At 71.0% G+C, this 18582-nt stretch carries 17 protein-coding genes; 5 read left to right on the forward strand and 12 right to left on the reverse strand.

The annotated features are described in order from the left end of the window. Window positions 1-81: 81 nt before the first annotated feature. The 3 genes from IQ210_RS37510 to IQ210_RS37520 all read right to left on the reverse strand — a co-directional run bounded on the left by IQ210_RS37510 (window position 82) and on the right by IQ210_RS37520 (window position 2996). Window positions 82-1179 carry a GNAT family N-acetyltransferase gene (locus IQ210_RS37510; protein ID WP_194083705.1) on the reverse strand — a complete coding sequence of 366 codons (1098 nt, stop codon included), beginning with the start codon at window positions 1177-1179 and terminating at the stop codon, window positions 82-84. Window position 1180: 1 nt separating this feature from the next. After that, window positions 1181-1618, reverse strand: a complete 438-nt coding sequence (locus IQ210_RS37515; RefSeq protein WP_228049186.1) for a hypothetical protein — start codon at window positions 1616-1618, stop codon at window positions 1181-1183. 166 nt (window positions 1619-1784) lie between these two features. Further along, window positions 1785-2996, reverse strand: coding sequence for a S8 family peptidase (locus IQ210_RS37520; protein WP_194083706.1), 1212 nt, complete (start codon window positions 2994-2996; stop codon window positions 1785-1787). 316 nt (window positions 2997-3312) lie between these two features. On the opposite strand from IQ210_RS37520, the gene IQ210_RS37525 reads away from it, so the two are divergent. Next, window positions 3313-4107, forward strand: coding sequence for an SGNH/GDSL hydrolase family protein (locus IQ210_RS37525; protein WP_194083707.1), 795 nt, complete (start codon window positions 3313-3315; stop codon window positions 4105-4107). A gap of 20 nt (window positions 4108-4127) precedes the next feature. Here IQ210_RS37525 and IQ210_RS37530 read toward each other — a convergent pair whose 3' ends face one another. The 4 genes from IQ210_RS37530 to IQ210_RS37545 form a co-directional block, all read right to left on the reverse strand. Then, a complete protein-coding gene (locus IQ210_RS37530) occupies window positions 4128-5714 on the reverse strand; it encodes a serine/threonine-protein kinase (RefSeq protein ID WP_194083708.1) in 1587 nt (528 codons plus the stop codon). A gap of 75 nt (window positions 5715-5789) precedes the next feature. After that, on the reverse strand, window positions 5790-7394 hold the full coding sequence (locus tag IQ210_RS37535; RefSeq protein WP_194083709.1) for a nickel/cobalt transporter: 1605 nt from the start codon (window positions 7392-7394) through the stop codon (window positions 5790-5792). Continuing rightward, a complete protein-coding gene (locus IQ210_RS37540) occupies window positions 7391-8767 on the reverse strand; it encodes a tetratricopeptide repeat protein (RefSeq protein ID WP_194083710.1) in 1377 nt (458 codons plus the stop codon). Before IQ210_RS37540 ends, IQ210_RS37535 begins: the two co-directional genes overlap by 4 nt. Before the next feature lie 163 nt (window positions 8768-8930). Then, on the reverse strand, window positions 8931-10463 hold the full coding sequence (locus tag IQ210_RS37545; protein ID WP_194083711.1) for a DUF4331 domain-containing protein: 1533 nt from the start codon (window positions 10461-10463) through the stop codon (window positions 8931-8933). Window positions 10464-10672: 209 nt separating this feature from the next. Between IQ210_RS37545 and IQ210_RS37550 the strand changes: the two genes are divergently transcribed. From IQ210_RS37550 to IQ210_RS37560, 3 genes are all read left to right on the forward strand, one after another. Then, window positions 10673-11215, forward strand: coding sequence for a sigma-70 family RNA polymerase sigma factor (locus IQ210_RS37550; protein ID WP_194083712.1), 543 nt, complete (start codon window positions 10673-10675; stop codon window positions 11213-11215). Next, on the forward strand, window positions 11212-12054 hold the full coding sequence (locus IQ210_RS37555; protein WP_194083713.1) for an anti-sigma factor: 843 nt from the start codon (window positions 11212-11214) through the stop codon (window positions 12052-12054). Before IQ210_RS37550 ends, IQ210_RS37555 begins: the two co-directional genes overlap by 4 nt. A gap of 126 nt (window positions 12055-12180) precedes the next feature. Next, a complete protein-coding gene (locus IQ210_RS37560) occupies window positions 12181-12450 on the forward strand; it encodes a hypothetical protein (protein WP_194083715.1) in 270 nt (89 codons plus the stop codon). A gap of 235 nt (window positions 12451-12685) precedes the next feature. On the opposite strand, the gene IQ210_RS37565 is transcribed toward IQ210_RS37560, so the two are convergent. Next, window positions 12686-13468 (reverse strand): ABC transporter permease, encoded by a 783-nt coding sequence (locus tag IQ210_RS37565; RefSeq protein WP_194083716.1) that lies wholly within the window; start codon window positions 13466-13468, stop codon window positions 12686-12688. Then, window positions 13465-14409: an ATP-binding cassette domain-containing protein gene (locus IQ210_RS37570; RefSeq protein ID WP_194083717.1), complete on the reverse strand. Its 945-nt coding sequence runs from the start codon at window positions 14407-14409 to the stop codon at window positions 13465-13467. The genes IQ210_RS37565 and IQ210_RS37570 overlap by 4 nt, the downstream gene beginning before the upstream one ends. A gap of 63 nt (window positions 14410-14472) precedes the next feature. Between IQ210_RS37570 and IQ210_RS37575 the strand changes: the two genes are divergently transcribed. Further along, on the forward strand, window positions 14473-15189 hold the full coding sequence (locus IQ210_RS37575) for a TetR/AcrR family transcriptional regulator (RefSeq protein WP_194083718.1): 717 nt from the start codon (window positions 14473-14475) through the stop codon (window positions 15187-15189). On the opposite strand, the gene IQ210_RS37580 is transcribed toward IQ210_RS37575, so the two are convergent. The 3 genes from IQ210_RS37580 to hmgA are packed head-to-tail and all read right to left on the reverse strand — an operon-like array spanning window position 15186 to window position 18460. Further along, window positions 15186-16340, reverse strand: coding sequence for a type ISP restriction/modification enzyme (locus IQ210_RS37580; RefSeq protein WP_194083719.1), 1155 nt, complete (start codon window positions 16338-16340; stop codon window positions 15186-15188). The two genes, IQ210_RS37575 and IQ210_RS37580, sit on opposite strands and share 4 nt — an antisense overlap. 26 nt (window positions 16341-16366) lie before the next feature. After that, entirely contained in the window at window positions 16367-17116 is a 750-nt protein-coding gene (locus IQ210_RS37585; protein ID WP_194083720.1) for a GntR family transcriptional regulator, read from the reverse strand. 27 nt (window positions 17117-17143) lie between these two features. Then, entirely contained in the window at window positions 17144-18460 is a 1317-nt protein-coding gene (gene hmgA, locus IQ210_RS37590) for a homogentisate 1,2-dioxygenase (protein ID WP_194083722.1), read from the reverse strand. Between the last annotated feature and the right edge of the window lie 122 nt (window positions 18461-18582).

Here is an 18582-nt window from a genome sequence, read left to right on the forward strand (position 1 = left end):
ACGACGGTATTGACGATTGAACCCGTATGGCAAGACCTGGAACCAGGCCTCACGTTTTTGTTGGTTTGACCGTTACGGAACCTATTGGTTGTACGAACGGAGCCTTCCGATTTTCTTGAGCATCCGGTCCGCCGGCGCGAACAGCTCCGGCCGTGACTGGACGGTGGTGCGCAGCGCCCGGACGGGGGCGCGGCGCGCCCGGTGCCCGATCGCGACCGGGTGACGCCGGGTCACCCACCCCTCCGACACGGTGATCTCCCGTGTCTTCAGGGAGTCCTTGTACTCCTTCTGCCCCCGGCCGAGATCGAGGTACGCGATCCCGTCGGCGGCGGCCGCCTCGGCCATCCGCAGATGCAGGACGAGCCCCGGCGAGTACTTCGCGTACCCCGGGTCGTACGCCGGGAACCAGCACGCGAGCACCCGCTCCGTGCGCAGCCCGAAGTGCGCCGCGATCGGCCGCTCGTCCGCGTAGAGCACCGACAGGATGCCCGCGAACGGCTCGGAACGCGTGTGGAACAGCTGCTCCACGAGCCGGCTGATCCAGTCGTGGGCGAACCGGTCGCTGCGCCCGGTCCTGCGGTACTGCGCGGACTTCCAGCCCATCAGGGTGCGCAGCACCGCCGGGTCGCGCTCGTCGTGGACGTACCGCACCCCGCCGGCGTCCCGGCCGAGCCTGCGTTCCTTCGCGAGCGTGGTCCGGGTGAACTTCGGCGCCTGGGACCGCAGATGGCGCAGATAGGCGTCGTAGCCCTGGTCGACGTCCATGACCGGGGACGGGAAGCTTCCCCGGGCGCCCGCGGCGAACGGCTCCTGGCCCTCCACCAGGTGGTCGAACTCCCAGACGGCGAGCCCGCAGGCGCGCAGCAGCTCCCGCGCGTCCCAGGTGAAACCGGGCCGGTGGACGAGCCCCTGGGCGTCCGAGACGCCGAGGCCGACGGCCCGGCCGACTCCGGTCGCGGTCCGGTGGAAGGCGAAGAAGGCGGCGGGCTCGCCGTCCTCCCGTACGACCGCGATCCGTACGCCCCGCCGGCACCGGCCGACGGCGAGCGCGAACTCGGGGGACAGGAACGGGTTCGCCAGCTCGGGCGAGCCCTGCAGATGCGCCTTGGACTGCAACGACGTCCACGCCGCCCGGTCGGCGGCGCTCAGCTCGCCGGGGCGGTACACACTGATGTCCACGTCAGGGAGTCCGTCCCGTCGTCGTACGGCCGCGTCGCCGCCGTACCCACACCAGCAGCAGGAGCAGCGCGCTGATCGCGGTCACCGCCACGACGCCGCCGCGGTAGGACCACCGGTGGGTGGCCAGCATGCCCTGGGCCACCAGCATGTTGACGACGACCGAGCCGGCCAGGGCGGTGAGTACCCGGGCGAGCGGTTCGAGGCCGCGCAGCGCGGCGGCGAGGGCGACGGCGGGCGCCGTCAGCAGGAAGAACAGGGTGAACGGGCCGCGCAGCGGCGAGTCCGCGCCGGTCAGCGCGAGCAGCGCGCCGAACCCGCCGACGGCCGTCGCGGCGCCCGCGAGCAGCGGCGAGAGGTCTCTGACCGAGCCTCTGCCCGCCGCTGGCCCCGCGCCCTCGGCACGAGCCCTTGAAGATGTCCTGATACGTATGGTCTGCATTGGCGACTTTGCCCCCCGAAGCGCCGGATGCCGGGCTTCAATGTGACCCAGGCCCCTGGCGGCCGTCAAGGGCCGGAGGGCCCTGTGCGGGGGATGGTACGGACAATGAGACAAGTGTTCCCCGGAGGCGCAAGTCGCCCCCGGGGAACGGTCGTTCAGCTGCGCGCTACGGGACGAGCTTGAGGAGCTTGTTCGGCGAGCCGCTGCCCGCGCTGGTGACCACGCCGGAGGTGGCGCCGTTCACCAGGGCCGAGGCGACCGTGGCCGGGGTGGCCGAGGTGTGGCCCGCGAGATAGACCGCAGCGGCGCCCGCGACGTGCGGGGTCGCCATCGACGTGCCGGAGAGCGTGGCGGTGGCGGTGTCGCTGGTGTTGTAGCCCGCGATGATCGACGAGCCGGGCGCGAAGATGTCCAGCGTGGAGCCGTAGTTCGAGTAGCTGGCCTTGGCGTCCGTGCTGGTGGTGGCGCCGACCGTGATCGCGCTGGCGACGCGGGCCGGGGAGTACGAGGAGGCGTTGGCGGAGCTGTTGCCCGCCGCGACCGCGTAGGTCACACCGCTCGCGATGGAGTTGGCGACCGCGGTGTCCAGCGAGGTGGAGGCGGAGCCGCCGAGCGACATGTTGGCGACGGCCGGGGTGGTGTGGTTGTTGGTCACCCAGTTGATGCCCGCGATCACACCGGCCGTGGTGCCCGAGCCGCTGTTGTCCAGCACCCGCACCGCCACGATGTTCGCCTTCTTGGCGACGCCATAGGTGGTGCCCGCGATCGTGGTGGCCACATGGGTGCCGTGGCCGTTGCCGTCGGAGGCGGTGGTGTCGCCGTCGACCGCGTCGTAGCCGTAGGACGCACGGCCGCTGATCTGGGTGTGGGTGATGCGCACGCCGGTGTCGATGACGTAGACCGTCACGCCGCTGCCCGCGGTGTCCGGGTAGGTGTACGTGCCGGAAAGCGGAAGCGCGGCCTGGTCGATGCGGTCGAGGCCCCAGGGGGCGCTGGACTGCGTGGTGTCGGCGAGCTTCACGACCTGGTTCTGCTCGACGTGGGCCACGGCCGGGTCGGCCGCGAGTCTCCTGGCCTCGGTCGCGGAGAGGGTGGCCGAGTAGCCGTTCAGCACCGTTCCGAACGTCTTCTTGACCGTGCCGCCGTACTCCTTGACCAGGTTCTTGCCCGCGGCCGAGGTCGCCTTCAGGCCGGCGGACCCGGTCTTGAGCGTGACGATGTAGCTGTCCTTGATCGCTGTGGGGGAGTCGGCGGCAAGGACCTTGCCCTCGGCCGGGGCGGCCTGGGCGGGAAGGGTGGTGAGCCCACCGACGAGGGCGGCGGTCGCCAGACCGGTTATCGCGGCGAACCGGAGCTTCTTGCTACGCAGTTGTGCCATTACGAGGGAGTCCTCCTCATAGGCGACGCGCGCCGGGGTCGGGCGCGCGTCAGTGGGGGGTGCGCGCGTGATCGCGCACACGACCCGGAACGTCGCGTTCCCGTCTCGGGCTGAGTAAAGAGTGGGTCATCTACAGGGGTTGCTCAAGGGAGTTGAGCACCCGTCAACAAATCTGTCATGCCCACGTAATCAAACACACTGCGAACACACAGGGTCGCGGTGTGTAAGCCCTGAAAAGTCTTGGCATGGACACTTCCCGTCAACACGCGTAGTTGCTACGACGGTTGTGGCAGAGATCCTGCTAAAGGGAGGTTCCATGAGACGTTCCCGATTTGCCGCTTACGTCACCACGCTCCTCCTCGCCGTCGGCGCCGCCCTCACCGGGGCGACCTCGGCCCAGGCGGCGACCGGCCCCTATGTGGCCCTCGGCGACTCCTACTCGTCCGGGGTCGGCGCCGGCAGCTACATCTCCTCCAGCGGCGACTGCAAGCAGAGCACGAAGGCCTACCCCTACCTCTGGGCCGCCGCCAACTCACCCTCGTCGTTCAGCTTCAAGGCCTGCTCGGGCGCCCGAACGGGTGATGTTCTGGCGAACCAGCTGGGCACCCTCAACACCAGCACGGCGCTCGTCTCGATCAGCATCGGCGGCAACGACGCCGGCTTCGCCGACGTCATGACGACCTGTGTGCTCCAGTCCGACAGCTCCTGCCTGTCCCGCATCAACACCGCCAAGGCGTACGTCGACTCGACGCTGCCCGGCCAGCTCGACAACGTCTACTCGGCGATCAGCAGCAAGGCCCCCAACGCCCGGGTGGTCGTTCTCGGCTACCCGCGCTTCTACAAGCTCGGCACCTCCTGCGTGGGCCTGTCCGAGACCAAGCGCTCGGCGATCAACGGCGCCGCGGACTACCTCGACGCCGCCATCGCCAAGCGCGCCGCGGACCACGGCTTCACCTGGGGCGACGTCCGCGGCACCTTCACCAACCACGAGATCTGCTCCGGCAGTTCCTGGCTGCACAGCCTGAACTGGCTCAACATCGGCGAGTCGTACCACCCCACCGCGGCCGGCCAGTCCGGCGGCTATCTGCCCGTCATGAACAGCGCGGCCTGAGCCTCACTCGGCCTGAGTCCTCACTCGGTAGGAGTGGCAGAGGGGGAGGCCCCGCCCGTCGGGGTCTCCGTCTCACAAGTCACCGAGAAGGGAACGGAGTTCGACGTCCGGTGCTGCGGATCGCGCACCTCGACACTGATCTCGTTCTGATACGTCCCGCTGTCGTCGTACGTCGTCACGAACGCCGTGTCCTGCCGCGATTTGCCGCCCCCTTCCGGGAACGACAGCGTCTTCCAGCCCTGGTCCATGACCTTGCCGTCCTTGGACTTCCAGCGGTACGTCACCTCCGCCGGCAGCCGCCCCACCGTGATCGTCGCCGTGAAGGAGGGCGCCTCGGACTGCGCCGGCGGACACGTCCCCGCGTACTCCGTGTTCGCGCCGGACAGCACGACCTGCACGCTCTGCGGCGCGGGCGCGCTCGTGGTGGGCGTGGCCGGCTCGGACGACGAGGGCGGCGGCGCCTCCGTGTCCTGCCCCGGCGAACTGGCCGTGGTCTCGCTCCGGCTGGTGCTGCTCCCGGTGTTGGCGTCGCCACCGCCGTCGTCCCGGTTGAGCAGGGCGTACGTCAGCCCCGCGACCGCCAGCGCCAGGGCGGCGACGCCCGCGATCAGGACGACCGCGGCACGGCGGTTGCGGTCGGGAGGCTCGGACGCCGTCGCCGGCGCGGCCCGCGTGGGAGCCGTGGGCGGCAGCGGTGCCGTCGGCGGCTCCTCGCGGTACCCGGCGACCGTCGGTGTATACGGAACGGGAACGGGCGGGACCGCCCCGGTGCGGGGGGTGCCTCCCGCACCGATGATCCGCAGCTCCTGCTCGGCGCGGTCGGCGGGCAGCCGCTCGGCCGGGTCCTTGCGCAGCAGCCCCTCGATGACGGGGGTGAGGGGACCGGCCCGGTGCGAGGTCGGCAGCTCCTCGTCGACGATCGCGCGCAGCGTGCTCAGCGGGGTGTTCTGCCGGAACGGGGAGTTGCCCTCGACCGCCGCGTACAGCAGCACGCCCAGCGACCACAGGTCCGACTCCGGACCCGGCGTACGGCCCAACGCCCGCTCCGGGGCCAGAAATTCGGGCGAGCCGATCACCTCACCGGTCATCGTCAGCGCCGAACTGCCCTCGACCATGGCGATGCCGAAGTCGGTGAGCACCACCCGCCCGTCGTTCGACATCAGCACGTTGGCCGGCTTCACGTCCCGGTGCAGCACCCCCGCCTCGTGCGCCGCGCGCAGCGCGGAGAGGATCTCGGCGCCGATGTGCGCCGCCCGCTGCGGCGACAGCGGGCCGTCGGCGTCCAGCACGTCGGCGAGCGACACGCCCCTGACCAGCTCCATGACGATCCAGGGGCGGCCGTCCTCGGTGGCCACGTCGTACACCGTCACCACGTTCCGGTTGGCGACCCGGGCCGCGGCCCACGCCTCCCGCTCCAGGCGCGCGTACATCCGCTCCACCTCGGAAGTCGCCAGCCCGGCCGGTGCCCGCACCTCCTTGACGGCGACCTCGCGGTGCAGCACCTCGTCGCGGGCGCGCCACACGGTTCCCATGCCGCCCTCGCCGAGCGGGGACAGCAGGCGGTACCGTCCGGCGATCAGACGTTCACGGCCCGGTTCTTCGGACACGGGCGTCCCCCATTCGCAACGTTCGCAGCGTTCGCGACTCCGCGTGACTTCGCGTGATTTCTCCCCAAAAGTAGCTCAGCCGAGTGCGGATGCCGCCCCCTTGAGCACCAATCCAGCCCCGAGCGCCACCACGAGGAACGCCGACAACAGGGGCGCGTGCCGGCGCACGAGTGCCGTGAACGGATGCGTGGTCCAGCGGGGGCGCCGGTCCAGCAGCCGATTCATCCCGGTACCCAGCCTGACGACGGCGAACCCCGCCGCGGTGAGCGTGAGGGCGAGCCCGACGCCGTACGCGACGACGAGCAGGAACCCGAACCAGGCCTGCCCGAGCGCCATCGCACCGACGAGCACGACGACCGCGGAGGGACTGGGGACGAGGCCGCCCGCGAAGCCGAGGAGGATCGTGCCGCGGAGGGTGGGAGCGGTGGAGTGGCTGTGGGTGAAGCCGCCGTGCGTGTGCGTGTGTGTATGCGTGTGAGAGTGACCGTGGTCGTGGGAGTGGTCATGACCGTGGTCGTGGGAGTGGTCATGACCGTGGTCGTGGGTGTGGCCATGGGCAGGTGCGTGGCCGTGAGGGTGGTCGTGGCCGCCGACCAGCGCCAACTCGCGCTTGGGGGCCGGGGCGGGCGCATGCGCGTGCCCGTGTGCGCGCTGGTGCCAGGCCCGTCGTACGAGGGTCAGCCCCGCTCCCGTCACCAGCGCCCCGCTCGCCACGCCCAGCCAGGTGATCACCGAGGGCGCCGCTCCCGAACCCGCGGTCACCAGGAGGCCCAGGGCGACAACGCCGAGGGTGTGGGTGACCGTGACCGACGCGGCCAGGGGCATGACGTCCTTGAGGCGGGCCTTGCCGCCGCGGGCGGTGGCGACGGCGGCCATGAGGGTCTTGCCGTGGCCCGGTGCGAGCGCGTGGAGGGCGCCGAGGGCGACGGCGATGAACAGGGCGAGCGCGGCGAAGCCGATGGTGAGGTCGTGGCGGGCGACCAGGGAGTCCAGCGCCCGGGTCCAGCGGTCGGCGCCGCGCGGGAGGACGGAGGCGGCAGGGGCGTCCGCGCGGTCCTCGGTCAGGGCGGGGCCGCCGGGCCGGACGCGTACGGACGCGGTGGTGGTGTCGGCGGGGGAGGAGAGCAACTTCCCGGGGTAGCTGGTCAGTTCGTGGGAGACCGAGGTCTTCGGCACGTCCGACGCGGTGAGCGTCATCCGGTCGCCGCGGGCGGTGATCTCCCGCCAGCCGGGCCCGGATTCCGTGCCCGCGCTGTGGAAGGTCAGCGCCACGGTCGCGTCCTCGGGGAGCGGCGCCGTCAGCTCGCACTCCACGCGGAGGGTCTCTAGTCCGGCCTGCCCAGGCCGCACCGTCGCCTTGCTGCTCCTGACGCTCAGCGTCACCGCGGCGCCGGCGACCGTGACCTCGCTGCCCTGCGCGGCCGTCTCGCAGCGCTGTCGGGCCCACCCGGTCATGCCCTGCTTCTCGATGTCCGGCTTCGCCTGGGTCGCCGGGATCTCGGCGAGGTCCTCGACGTGGTCGACCCGGAGCTGACCGGGAGCGGCGACGAGACCGTCGTAGCGGTTGACGGTGAAGTTGCCGAGGGGGTGCGCGCTCGCGCCGGCGGAAGGGACGAGCACGAGCGCGCACACGGCCGTCAGGACGGCCGCACCGGAGGCGAACAGACGACGGGACCTCACTTGGCCGCCTCCAGCGTCTTCAGTGCCTTACGGGCCTCGGCCGCGCCCAGCGTCGAGAAACCGGGGTTCAGCTTCAGGGCGGCCTCGAGGTGGGTGCGGGCGTCGGCGGTGTGGCCGGTCGCCCGCTCGATCATGCCGCGGTGGTAGAGGAACGCGGCGTTGCGGTAGCCGGTGGCGGTGGCCCGGCGGGCGTAGGGGAGGGCTTCTGCGTCCTTGCCGTTGACGTGCAGGGCCCAGGCGAGGGCGTCCGCGGTGTGCACGGTGTGCCGGAGTTTCCACTCGGCGCGGGCCGCGCGCAGCGCCGCGGCCTTGTCGCCGTGGTCGGCGGCGGCGAGGGCGGTGTCGAGGTCGGCGTTGACGCCGTTGGCGCGGGCGAGGGCGGTCCAGGCGTCGACGAGCGCGTACTGGTCGTCGGCCTTCTCCTGGTCGCCGGCCTGCTGGTACAGCTCGCCGAGCTCGACGAGCGGGCCGGGCAGCGGGTAGCGGGCGACGACGTCCTCCATGTTCTTGATCGCGTCGGCCTTGTCGCCGCTCGCGGCCTGGGCGCGGGCCCGGCCTTCGAGGGCGGGGACGTAGTCCTCGTCGGCGGCGAGCGCGCGGGCGTAGTAAGTGAGGGCGGCCTCGTAGTCGCCCTGGTTGAAGGCGAGTTGGCCGAGCTGGGCGGCGACGTAGGCCACGTCACCCGGGGCGGTCGCGGAGGCGAGGGCCTGCTTCAGGACCCGCTCGGCGGTGGTGACGTCGCCGCGCAGCTCCCGTACGTACGCGTACCGCGTGAAGACCGGGACGCCGGGCTTGCGGGCGTCGGCGGTGTCGGCGGCCTTCGCGGCGTCGGCGTAGCGGCCGAGTTCGACGAGGGCGTCGACGCGGGAGGACAGGGCGCGTTCGTCGTAGGGGTTCTGCCGCAGCACCTGGTCGGCGTACTTCAGGGCGTCGGCGAAGTCGTGCCGGGCGGCGGCGAGGGCGGCGCGGCCGGCGAGGGCCTGTTCGTTGTCCGGCGCCAGCTTCAGCGAGCGCGCCAGGGCCTTGTCGGCCTGCGGGTAGCGGGACGGGTCGCCCTTGGTGCGGGCCTGTTCGACGTAGGCGAGACCGAGGGTGGCCCAGCCGCCGAAGTCCTTGGGCTGGGACCGGAGATGGTCCTGGAGGGAGGCGATGCTCGTGTCGAGGTCGGCACCGGTGAGCAGCGCCGGGGACACGGCGCTCGGCGCGGCGGCGGCCGTCGTCGTACCGCCGCCGTCCCGCAGCGCGCCGACGGCGATGGACCCGGCGGTCAGCGCGACGGCCAGCAACACGGCCGACCCACCGAGCCGCACCCGCCGCCCGACGGCACCCTCGGCCGCCGTCTCAGACTCATCGGCGTTCGTACGCGAGGCCATTGCCCTCTCCTAGTTACGAGTTGATGCAGCGTGCGGCGCGGCCCGCACCGTGGGGGATGGAGTACGTGCGGGCCGCGCCAGTTGAAGGGGGACGACTGCGGATACCTAGGGGCGCGGGGAACTGCGCGACCAGCCCCCACACGCCCGCACCCGAAGAACCGACCTAATACGCCCTGGTCCTCATCCGCCGCCACCACATGAGGCCACCCCCGATGAGCAGGATCCCGGCGGCACCCGCACCGGCCGACGCGGCGATCAGCGTCGTGTCGTCCGACCCGGCGGCCCCCGCCGGCTGCAACGCGTCACCAAGCTGGTTGCGGACGTCGGCCCCATCCGTCGTGCCCTTGGCAAGCGGCCCGCGTGACCCCTCGGTCGGCAGGGCGACGTACGGGAACGACTTCTCGAAGTCCTTGTCGTTCTTGTCGACCGCGTCGCCCAAGTCGTTCTTGGAACCGACCAGTTCACCCTCGACGACCTGGAGCGAGGCGTCGATCACGTCGTCGGTCAAACGGCGCCCGTTCGGGAACCCGGCGTTGTCGCCATCAAGCACACCGAGCCGCTTCGGAGAATCGGTGGGCTTGATGGACGTGTTGAGGCGCAGCTCCTCCGCCGCGCGGACATGGGGCGGCTGGTTCAGCCCCTTCACCCCCTTGAGGAACACGTCCACGAGGTCGTTGCGCGGCTCGGCCGGCGCTTTGATCTTGTAGATCGCCTCGATGAGCTTGGGCAGCTCGGGGTTGGTCACGTTCTTCAGGAACTGGGCGTCGTCCCACGGCGAGGACGCGTTGAACTTGTCCTTGTCCTTGAGCGGGTTGACGACCTCGTTCACCAGCGGGTTGCCGAGGCGCGAGACCTGCGAGTAGTAGCCCTGCGCGTTCCTGCGCTGGGTCGTCGACCAGATGCCGACGATCGGCTGGTCCTTGGACTCGGTGATCATGTCCGTCGGGACCTGCAGGGCTATGGAGTTGACGTTGTAGCCCTTGAGGGTGTCGTTGCCGACCTCGGTGAGGTTCCCGCCGTACAGCAGGTCGAAGACGCGCAGGTCCAGGAAGAACGGATCGTCGGCCTGGCCCGCGAACGACGTGGAGTCACCGGGCAGCTTGTAGACGGCCTGGTCGCGCAGCTTCTCGTAGTTCGGCATCGACGCCTTGCCGACGTTCGACGGCGCCACCGGAACGTCGTCGGCGACCTTCGTCTTGTACTCGACCTTCTGGTTCTTCAGCCGGAACAGGTCGATGTCGTACGTCTGCGTGATGTTCAGGTCGGGGTCGTCGAGGCTGTCGACGACACCGGTGTTGTAGAGGAACGTCTTCTTGTTCTTCGTATGAGTCTTGAAGGTGAAGCGGTAGAGCAACTCGCCCTGTCCGTCACCGTTGTTGTCGATGTGGATGTCGTACTGGGCGTCCTCGGCGAACTGGTAGAAGTTCGGCCCGCCCGCCGGGTCCTCGAAGGGGATCCAGTTGGCGACGATCGTCGTGCTGTCCGGCTTGTCCGGGCTGACGAACGCGTACACGTCCGTGTTGTCGTACTGCGGGTCGCCCGAGATCAGCGGGGCCTCCCGGTGACTGGAGGCGGAGGCCGCCCCCGGTTCCAGCGTGGCCACGCCGGCGGCTGCGAGCCCCCCGGCGGCCAGCGCAGCGCAGACGAGGGTCGCGAGGCTCCTGCGCCCCGCACCGCTCCTGGAGTTAGGTGTCATGCCGTCCGTCCTCAGTCCCAACTTGCCTGACGCTGGGGGATTCGGAGCAGGGGGCGGGCCGGATTGGTCGAACCTGAAAACTTATTTCCTCGCAGCTCGACCCGCGTTTTCGGCCTTCTGATCCGTAACCCCATCCGGAGGTGTGTTCGTTGCGAATACCTCGTGGGACGGGACGACCCAGATGCGGGCTCGCGGGAGGGGGAGACGAGTTGGAGGCGGACGAGCTTCTGGTACTCGTGGCCGGCGGTGACCAGAAGGCATTCGAGAAGCTGTACGGACTGGTGTCCGGGCCGGTGTTCGGCCTCGTACGGCGTGTGGTGCGCGATCCGGCGCAGTCCGAGGAGGTGGCCCAGGAAGTGCTGCTGGAGCTCTGGCGGTCCGCCGCGCGGTTCGACCCGGGCCGGGGCAGCGCCCTGTCCTGGGTCCTCACCCTCGCCCACCGGCGGGCCGTGGACCGGGTGCGCAGTGCCCGCGCGGCCGGCGAGCGCGAGCAGCGGGAGGCCCGGCGGGCCCACCACACCGCCTTCGACCAGGTGACCGAGGAGGTGGAGGCGGGGCTCGAACGGGAGTGGGTGCGCCGCTGCCTGGACCGGCTCACCGACCTCCAGCGGCAGTCCGTCACCCTCGCCTACTACGACGGCTACACGTACCGTGAAGTCGCCGAGCGGCTCTCGCTGCCGCTGGGCACCGTCAAGACCCGGATGCGCGACGGACTGACCCGACTGCGCGAGTGCCTGGGAGGTGTGGCGTGAGCCTGCTCGACAAACTGCTGCGCCGCGACGACCCGCACTCGCTGGCCGCCCCCTACGCCCTGGACGCGCTGGAGCCGGCCGAGCGGACGCGCTTCGAGAAGCACTTGAGGAACTGTCCGGTCTGCGCCGCCGAGGTCCGCGCGCTGTCCGAGGACGCGGTCCGGCTGGCCTGGTCGACGGCCGCCCCGGCACCGCCCGCGATGCGCGACCGGGTGCTGGCCGCCGTCCGCACGACCGCGCAGGAACAGCCGGTACGCGCGCACGAGCCGCAGTTGCCGGCGCATGTCTGGGGAACCCAGGCGCCGCCTGCTCGCTCTGGGGGCCCCTCCCACGCTTTCGGCAGTGGGGGAGCGCCCCGCGCGCGCCGCCCGCTCTTCGTGCCCTTCGCCACCGCCACGGCCGCCGCCGCCCTCGTCGTCGCCTCGCTGTTCGCCGTACAGGCGAACCAGACGCAGGACCAGCTGAACGCCGAGCGCGCCCAGGCACGTGAGATCGCCCACGTTCTCGCAGCTCCGGACGCCCGCGCCAGCACCGGCAAGGACGCCCGGGGCCGCAGCATCGGGGTGGTCGCCTCCGCGGCGGAGGGACAGGCGGTCGTCACCCTGAGCGGATACGACGACATCCCGAGCGGCCGCGTGAACCAGTTGTGGCTCATGCGCCCCGACGCGCAACCGCGCTCCCTCGGGCTCTTCGACGCCGACACGCCCTTGGTCGCGAGCGGTCTCGACAAGTCCGCCACATCACTCGCTGTAACCGTCGAGCCCGATGGTGGCTCAGCGCAACCCACCAGCCAGCCAGTTGTCCAACTCGCCCTGAAATCGGTTGGATTCGGAGAGTAATCAAAGAGGGGTCGTCAACACCCTTATGGGGAAGGTGAATCCTGTGACCTCGATACACGAGTGCCCCGTGGGGGCGATAGGGTTACCCTGCCCGGGCCGGGTGGACTCGTACGGGTGGGGAGTGACATGGAACAGATAACAGTGCGCAGCAGGGCCAGGGTCCCTGCGATCACCTGCGGGAGCAGCGCGACCAGTTCGCGTCTCGACCGCCATCTCGCGGTGCTCGGGGGTCCCGTGGTGCCGCAGCAGAAGACGGCCGAGGCCACCACGCTGATGCGGGAGCTGACAGCGCGTGAGCCCGTACGCAACCACAGCGACCAGAAGGCGCGGGTCCGCCGCGTCTCGCTGTTCGCGCCGCTGCGCCGACTGCGTCGTTCGCTGTTCGGCGGGCGCTGAGCTCCCGACTCGCGCTCGGGCGGTCGCACCGGTCCGGCACGGCGCCGCGACCCCGTCGTCCGTCATCCCCACGGCATGCGGCACCCTCCGGGGTGACCGCCCGGCGCGAGTACGCAACATCCCCCCAGCCCGCATGAACTCGTCGACGACGCCCACCCGTTGACGAAGAAGCCCCGGATTCACCCGGGGCTCTCCTGCGGCATGACCGCTCAACTCACCCTTCGGCCACCGGAGTTCACCCCTCGCCGCGCGCGTACCGGCGCACCCCCAGCGGCACGAACACCGCCAGCAGCACCGCGCACCAGGCGAGCGAACCGGCGACCGGATGCGCCACCGGCCAGGCGGCACCCTCCGGGACCGGCGCGTTGCCGAACAGGTCCCGCAGGGCCGTGGTGAGCGCGCTGATCGGATTCCACTCGGCGATCGTGCGCAGCCAGCCCGGCAGGTTGTCGGTCGGGATGTAGGCGTTGGACAGCAGCGGCAGCATGAACGTCGCGCTGCCCAACTGGCCGGCCGCCTCCTCGCTCCGCGTCAGCAGCCCGAGGAAGATCCCAGCCCAGGTGCACGCGAACCGGAACAGCAACAACAGCCCCACCGCCGCCACCGCTTCGAGCGCCGACCCCTCGATCCGCCACCCCACCGCGAGCCCGACGAGCAGGAACGGCACCGTGCCGACGGCCGTGACGATCACATCCGCCGTCGCCTGCCCCACCGGTACGGCGGCCCGGCTCACCGGCAGCGTCCGCAGCCGGTCCGTCACACCCCGGTGCACGTCCTGCGCGGCTTGGAACATGCCGGTCATGATCCCGTTGGCGGCGGTAGCCACCAGCAGCCCCGGCACCAGGAACGAGCGGTACTCCGCGCCCGGCATCGCCAGCGCGCTGCCGAAGACATAGCCGAAGAACAGCAGCATGCTGATCGGCATCGTCTGGGTCAGGATCACCAGCGCCGGGTTGTTGCGGACCCGCAGCAACTGGCGGCCCAGCATGGCCGTGCCGTCGAAGGCGAGGGTGCTCATGCGGCGACCTCCTGCTCGGCCGTCAGACGCAGGAACACGTCGTCCAGCGTGGGTGGTTCGAGACTGGCGTCGATCAACGGCACCCCGGCCGCGTCCAGTTCGCGCACCAGTCGGGGCAGGGTGAGCGTGGTGTCCCGGGTGACCGCGCCGACGGCCACCCGCTCGTGGTCGAACGTCGGCTGTCCGCCGGTGAGCCGGTCGAGCACGCCCGCCGCCTCCACCAGGACCTCCGGGTCCGCGACGACGACCTCGACGTAGGTGCCGATGACCGCCTTGAGCTGGGCCGGCGATCCGGTGTGCGCCACCAGGCCCCGGTCCACCAGCGCGATGTCGTCGGCGAGCTGGTCCGCCTCCTCCAGGTACTGCGTGGTCAGCAGGACCGTCGTGCCGTCCTGCTTCAGCTCGCGGACCGCGTCCCAGATGGCGCCGCGGCTCGCCGGGTCGAGGCCGGTCGTCGGCTCGTCCAGGAAGAGGATCTCGGGGCGGCGGACGAGACTCGCCGCGAGGTCCAGACGGCGGCGCATCCCGCCGGACCAGGTGGACGCGGGCCGGTCGGCGGCCTCGGCCAGCCCGAAGCGCTCCAGCAGCTCGGCCGCCCGCTCGTTCGGCGCCCGCATCCGGTGCAGCCGGGCGAACAGCCGCAGGTTCTGCCGCCCGGTGAGGTCCCCGTCGACCGACGCGTACTGCCCGGTCACGCCTATGGCGCGCCGTACGGCCGCGGCCTCGCGGACCAGGTCGTGCCCCGCGACCCTGGCCGACCCCGCGTCCGGGCGCAGCAGCGTCGTCAGCAGCCGTACCGCCGTCGTCTTGCCCGCCCCGTTCGGCCCGAGAACCCCGCAGACCGTGCCCCGCGGGACGGCGAGGTCGAGCCCGCGCAGGGCACGCACCTCACCGAACCGCTTCTCCAGACCCTCACTAAGTACAGCGTACGTAGTAGTCATGGGTCGACCATAGCGCACTACGTACGCTGTACGTAACTAGGATGGTGGCCGAGGTGATGATCGATGGCGGGCCGAGCGGCCGTACCCGAAGTGATCTGGGCGCGCCCCGAGCGCACCGGCCGTGGGCCGAGGCCGGCGTACACCCGCGCCGACATCGCGGCGGCGGCGGTGCGGATCGCTGACGCGGAGGGCCTGGACGGGGTGTCGATGCGACGGGTCGCGGCCGAGCTGGGCTGCGGGACCATGTCGCTGTACAACTACGTCCCCCGTAAGGAGGACCTGTACGAGCTGATGATCGACGCGATCGGTGCGGAGCATGTGATCCAGGAGCCCTCGGGGGACTGGCGTGCGGACATGCTCCGTAACGCGATGGAGACGCGCGCGATCATGCATCGGCACACGTGGGTGCCGCGGCTGATGTCAGGGGTGTACGGGTTCAGCCCCAACAGCCTGCGCTACCTGGAGCACTGCCTGGAGTGCCTGGAGCCGCTCGACCTGCCGTACGCCACCAAGACGGAGCTTGTCGCGCTGCTCAACGGGGTCGTGACGACGTACACCTCGAACGAGATCGCGACGGCCGAGCGGACGCGTTCCATGCCGTGGTCCGAGGAGGAGGAGAACGCCGTGCGGATCGCCTACCTCGGGAGTCAGGTGGCGACCGGGGCGTATCCGAGGCTGGCGGCGGCGTTCATGGAGCAGAGTGGGCCGATCGATCTGGAGGGGGTGTTCAGGAGGGCGTTGGAGCGGGTGTTGGACGCGTTCGATCCGGAGAGGCGTTAAAGCAGGGTGAGTTGACCCTCAGGTCCCTCTTCATGACCATCAAGCACTGATGCCGGCCCGCGCGCCCAGTCCTGCACCGGCAGTACGCCAGCCTTCCGCAGGTCCGCCGTCCTGATGCCGGACGTCAACTCCTCCTCCAGCGGCTCCACTTCCGCCAGCAGCGCCAACACCGTGATCAGCTCCAGCAGTTCCGATGTCCACGCCTGTGTCCAGGTCGCCGGGCGGATCGCCCCCAGCGTGCCCGGCTCGGATTCTGCCGTCCTTGCCGTGAACCACTCCTCCAGGACCCGTACCCCAGCCACCTCGTAGTCCCACGCCTCCGGCGGTACCGGGGAGATACGGCCCTCGTCGAGGTGGAGGGTCTCCTCGTCGCGGTCGTAGTGCAGGGTGAGGGGGCGGGACGGCAGGGGAGCGCGGACGTAGGGGCGGCGGCCGCCCGGCAGCTTGGGGCGTTCGCCGTCGCGGCGCATCAGCCACAGCAGGCGGTGGCCCGACTCCACGCCCCGCGCCCAGAGTTCGGGATCATCGGTGAGCGGGACGGTGAGGTCGGGCCGGATCGCGGTCATGATCCAGGCGAGGACGTCGAGGGGGGAGGGCTGGTGGTCCAGACGCTCGCCCAGGTACGCCAACAGCCCCGGCGCCAGGTTCGGTTCGGCGCCCCCGGGTCGGCGGTACAGCGGGCGCACGCGGCCAGGCCGCAGCAGCGGGAACAGCGACGTGGCGACCAGCAGCGGGCCGGAGCCGCCGCCCGCCGTCTCCGCCACGAACACCTGGTCGTCGTCCGTCACCCGCCACAACTCCGGGCGGGCGGTGTCGATCAGACGGTGGTCGGGGATCAACCACTGCTCGTCGAAGGGGGCGTACAGGACACGGACGGGCTCGGGGCAGGGGCCGGTCGCCCGGATCAGCTTCTCCGTGCCGCCCGTCCGGCCCGGCAGCTGCCCGACCGCGGAGCGGAGGTGGCGGGAGCGCGTCGGTTCGAAGAGGGCCTCGCGGTCCGGTCCCTCGGCCTTCAGCAGGGCGTCCCAGCGGGCTTTCAGGGACGCGGAGTCGGGGCCCGCCGGCCACCCCCGACCAAGCCGCGGCGGTGCGACGGACCACGGCATGAGGTCCGCGAGCAGCGGAGCGTCGTCGTGCGTCACGCTGGGCATCGTACGACCTCGATACGACACCGGGGTCAGGTCGCCTCCAAGGTCACCGTGAAGGAGAAGCGGTCGCCGCGGTAGTGGATGACCGCCGCGTCCAGGACCTGCCCTTCCGGGTCGTAGGTGACACCCGTGTAGTGCAGGATCGGGCTGAGCAGCGGGACTTGGAGGAGCTGGGCCGTCTCCGGGTCCGCCAGGCGGGCCTCCACGGTGTCCGTGATGCGGCTGATGTCCGCGCCGACGACATCGCGCAGCACCTTGGTCATCGGCCAGCGGACGAGGTCCTCGGGGTCGATGCGGGCGGCGAGTTCGGGGCGGACCCAGTTGCGGGCGTGGTTCGTCGGCTCGCCGGTCTTCTCGTCCGAGCGCAGCCGGTGGTACGTCCCCACCTCGTCCAGCTCGGGGAAGTACTCGGCGAGTTCGGGCGGCACCGGCCCCCTGCCGTGACCGAGCAGCTCCGTGGTCATGCCGGACTGCTGGGCCACGATCGCGTCCACCGAGCCGAGCAGCCGCACCGGCGCGGTCCGCAGCGCCTTCGGCTCGATGAACGTGCCGCGCCGGCGATGGCGGGTGATCAGCCCCTCGTCCTCCAGCTCCTTCAGCGCCTGCCGCATGGTCAGCACGCTCACCCCGTAGTGCCCCGCCAGCTGCTCCTCGGTGGGCAGCCGCAGCGGGTCCTGGGGCGAGCGGCCCAGTATCGAGGCGCGCAGCGACTGCGACACCTGATACCAGAGCGGCAGTTTGCGGTTCAGGACGATCGAGTCCGGGGCGAAGGAGGTCACAGGGCCATCCGTACCGGTCGGGGATCTTCAGTGCAAGGGGCGGAAGTGCCGCTCCATGCCCTGCCACACGTCGTCGTAGTGCCGTTGCAGATGGTCCGCCTGGGCCGCGTGCGCGGTGAGCGTCACCGGCCACCGCGTCTCGAACATGAACGCCAGCCCGTCGTCCATCTTCTGCGGCTTCAGCTCGGCCGCGCTCGCCTTGTCGAAGGTGTCCCGGTCGGGTCCGTGCGCCGACATCATGTTGTGCAGCGAGCCGCCGCCGGGCACGAAGCCCTCCGCCTTGGCGTCGTAGGCGCCCTCGATGAGGCCCATGTACTCGCTCATCACGTTCCGGTGGAAGTACGGCGGCCGGAACGTGTCCTCGCCCACCAGCCAGCGCGGCGCGAAGACGACGAAGTCGACCCCGGCGAGACCGGGGGTGTCGCTCGGCGACGTCAGCACCGTGAAGATCGACGGGTCCGGGTGGTCGTACGAGATCGTCCCGATGACGTTGAAACGGCGCAGGTCGTAGACGTACGGCACGAGGTTGCCGTGCCAGGCGACCACGTCCAGCGGGGAGTGGTCGTACGTGGCCGTCCAGAGGTTGCCGCAGAACTTGTTCACCACCTCCACCGGGCCCTCGACGTCCTCGAACGCGGCGACCGGTGCCTTGAAGTCCCGGGCGTTCGCCAGGCCGTTGGCGCCGATCGGGCCGAGGTCGGGGAGGCGGAAGGGGGCGCCGTAGTTCTCGCAGACGTAGCCGCGGGCCGACGCGTCGAGGAGCTCCACCCGGAAGCGGACGCCGCGCGGGATCAGGGCGACATGGCCGGGCTCGGCGTGCAGCAGCCCGAACTCGGTGCGCAGCAGGAGGCCGCCGCGCTCCGGGACGATCAGCAGCTCTCCGTCGGAGTCGCTGAAGACGCGGTCCATGGAGTCGGTGGCGTGGTAGAGGTGCACGGCCATGCCAGTGCGCTGGGCCGCGTCGCCGTTGCCGCCGAGGGTCCACAGGCCGGCCAGGAAGTCGGTGCCCTCGGTGGGCTCGGGGAGGGGGTTCCAGCGCAGCCGGTTCGGGTCGGGGACGGACTCGGTGAAGGGGGCCGTACGGAGCCGGCCGTTGTGGGTGTGGGTGAACGCCGGGTGGGCGGCGGAGGGGCGGATGCGGTACAGCCAGGAGCGGCGGTTGTGCGCGCGGGGCTCGGTGAACGCCGTGCCGCTCAGCTGCTCCGCGTACAGCCCGAGGGGGGCGCGTTGCGGTGAGTTGCGGCCCTCCGGCAGCGCCCCCGGGACCGCCTCCGAGCTGTGCTCGTTGCCGAACCCGGAGAGGTAGGTGAGTCCCTCCGCGGTCTTCCGCGCGTCCCCGCTCATGATCGCTCCCTTGCGCTCTGATTCCTATGGTTAACCGTAGGATTGCGGTTTCGCCTCCGCAAGGGGTAGTGAGGCCCTCCTCATCAGGGAGGAGGAGAACCCACCTCCAGGGGGATCCGACT

The sequence above is a fragment of the Streptomyces justiciae genome (assembly GCF_015163075.1).
GTDB lineage: Bacteria > Actinomycetota > Actinomycetes > Streptomycetales > Streptomycetaceae > Streptomyces > Streptomyces justiciae.

Excerpts from the sequence above, each read along its gene's own strand:
- IQ210_RS37570 (WP_194083717.1), bottom strand. The coding sequence starts at position 14,409 with ATGACTACTACGTACGCTGTACTTAGTGAGGGTCTGGAGAAGCGGTTC.
- IQ210_RS37540 (WP_194083710.1), bottom strand. The coding sequence starts at position 8,767 with ATGGCCTCGCGTACGAACGCCGATGAGTCTGAGACGGCGGCCGAGGGT.
- IQ210_RS37520 (WP_194083706.1), bottom strand. The coding sequence starts at position 2,996 with ATGGCACAACTGCGTAGCAAGAAGCTCCGGTTCGCCGCGATAACCGGT.
- IQ210_RS37565 (WP_194083716.1), bottom strand. The coding sequence starts at position 13,468 with ATGAGCACCCTCGCCTTCGACGGCACGGCCATGCTGGGCCGCCAGTTG.
- IQ210_RS37575 (WP_194083718.1), top strand. The coding sequence starts at position 14,473 with ATGGCGGGCCGAGCGGCCGTACCCGAAGTGATCTGGGCGCGCCCCGAG.
- hmgA (WP_194083722.1), bottom strand. The coding sequence starts at position 18,460 with ATGAGCGGGGACGCGCGGAAGACCGCGGAGGGACTCACCTACCTCTCC.
- IQ210_RS37545 (WP_194083711.1), bottom strand. The coding sequence starts at position 10,463 with ATGACACCTAACTCCAGGAGCGGTGCGGGGCGCAGGAGCCTCGCGACC.
- IQ210_RS37525 (WP_194083707.1), top strand. The coding sequence starts at position 3,313 with ATGAGACGTTCCCGATTTGCCGCTTACGTCACCACGCTCCTCCTCGCC.
- IQ210_RS37515 (WP_228049186.1), bottom strand. The coding sequence starts at position 1,618 with ATGCAGACCATACGTATCAGGACATCTTCAAGGGCTCGTGCCGAGGGC.
- IQ210_RS37560 (WP_194083715.1), top strand. The coding sequence starts at position 12,181 with ATGGAACAGATAACAGTGCGCAGCAGGGCCAGGGTCCCTGCGATCACC.
- IQ210_RS37580 (WP_194083719.1), bottom strand. The coding sequence starts at position 16,340 with ATGCCCAGCGTGACGCACGACGACGCTCCGCTGCTCGCGGACCTCATG.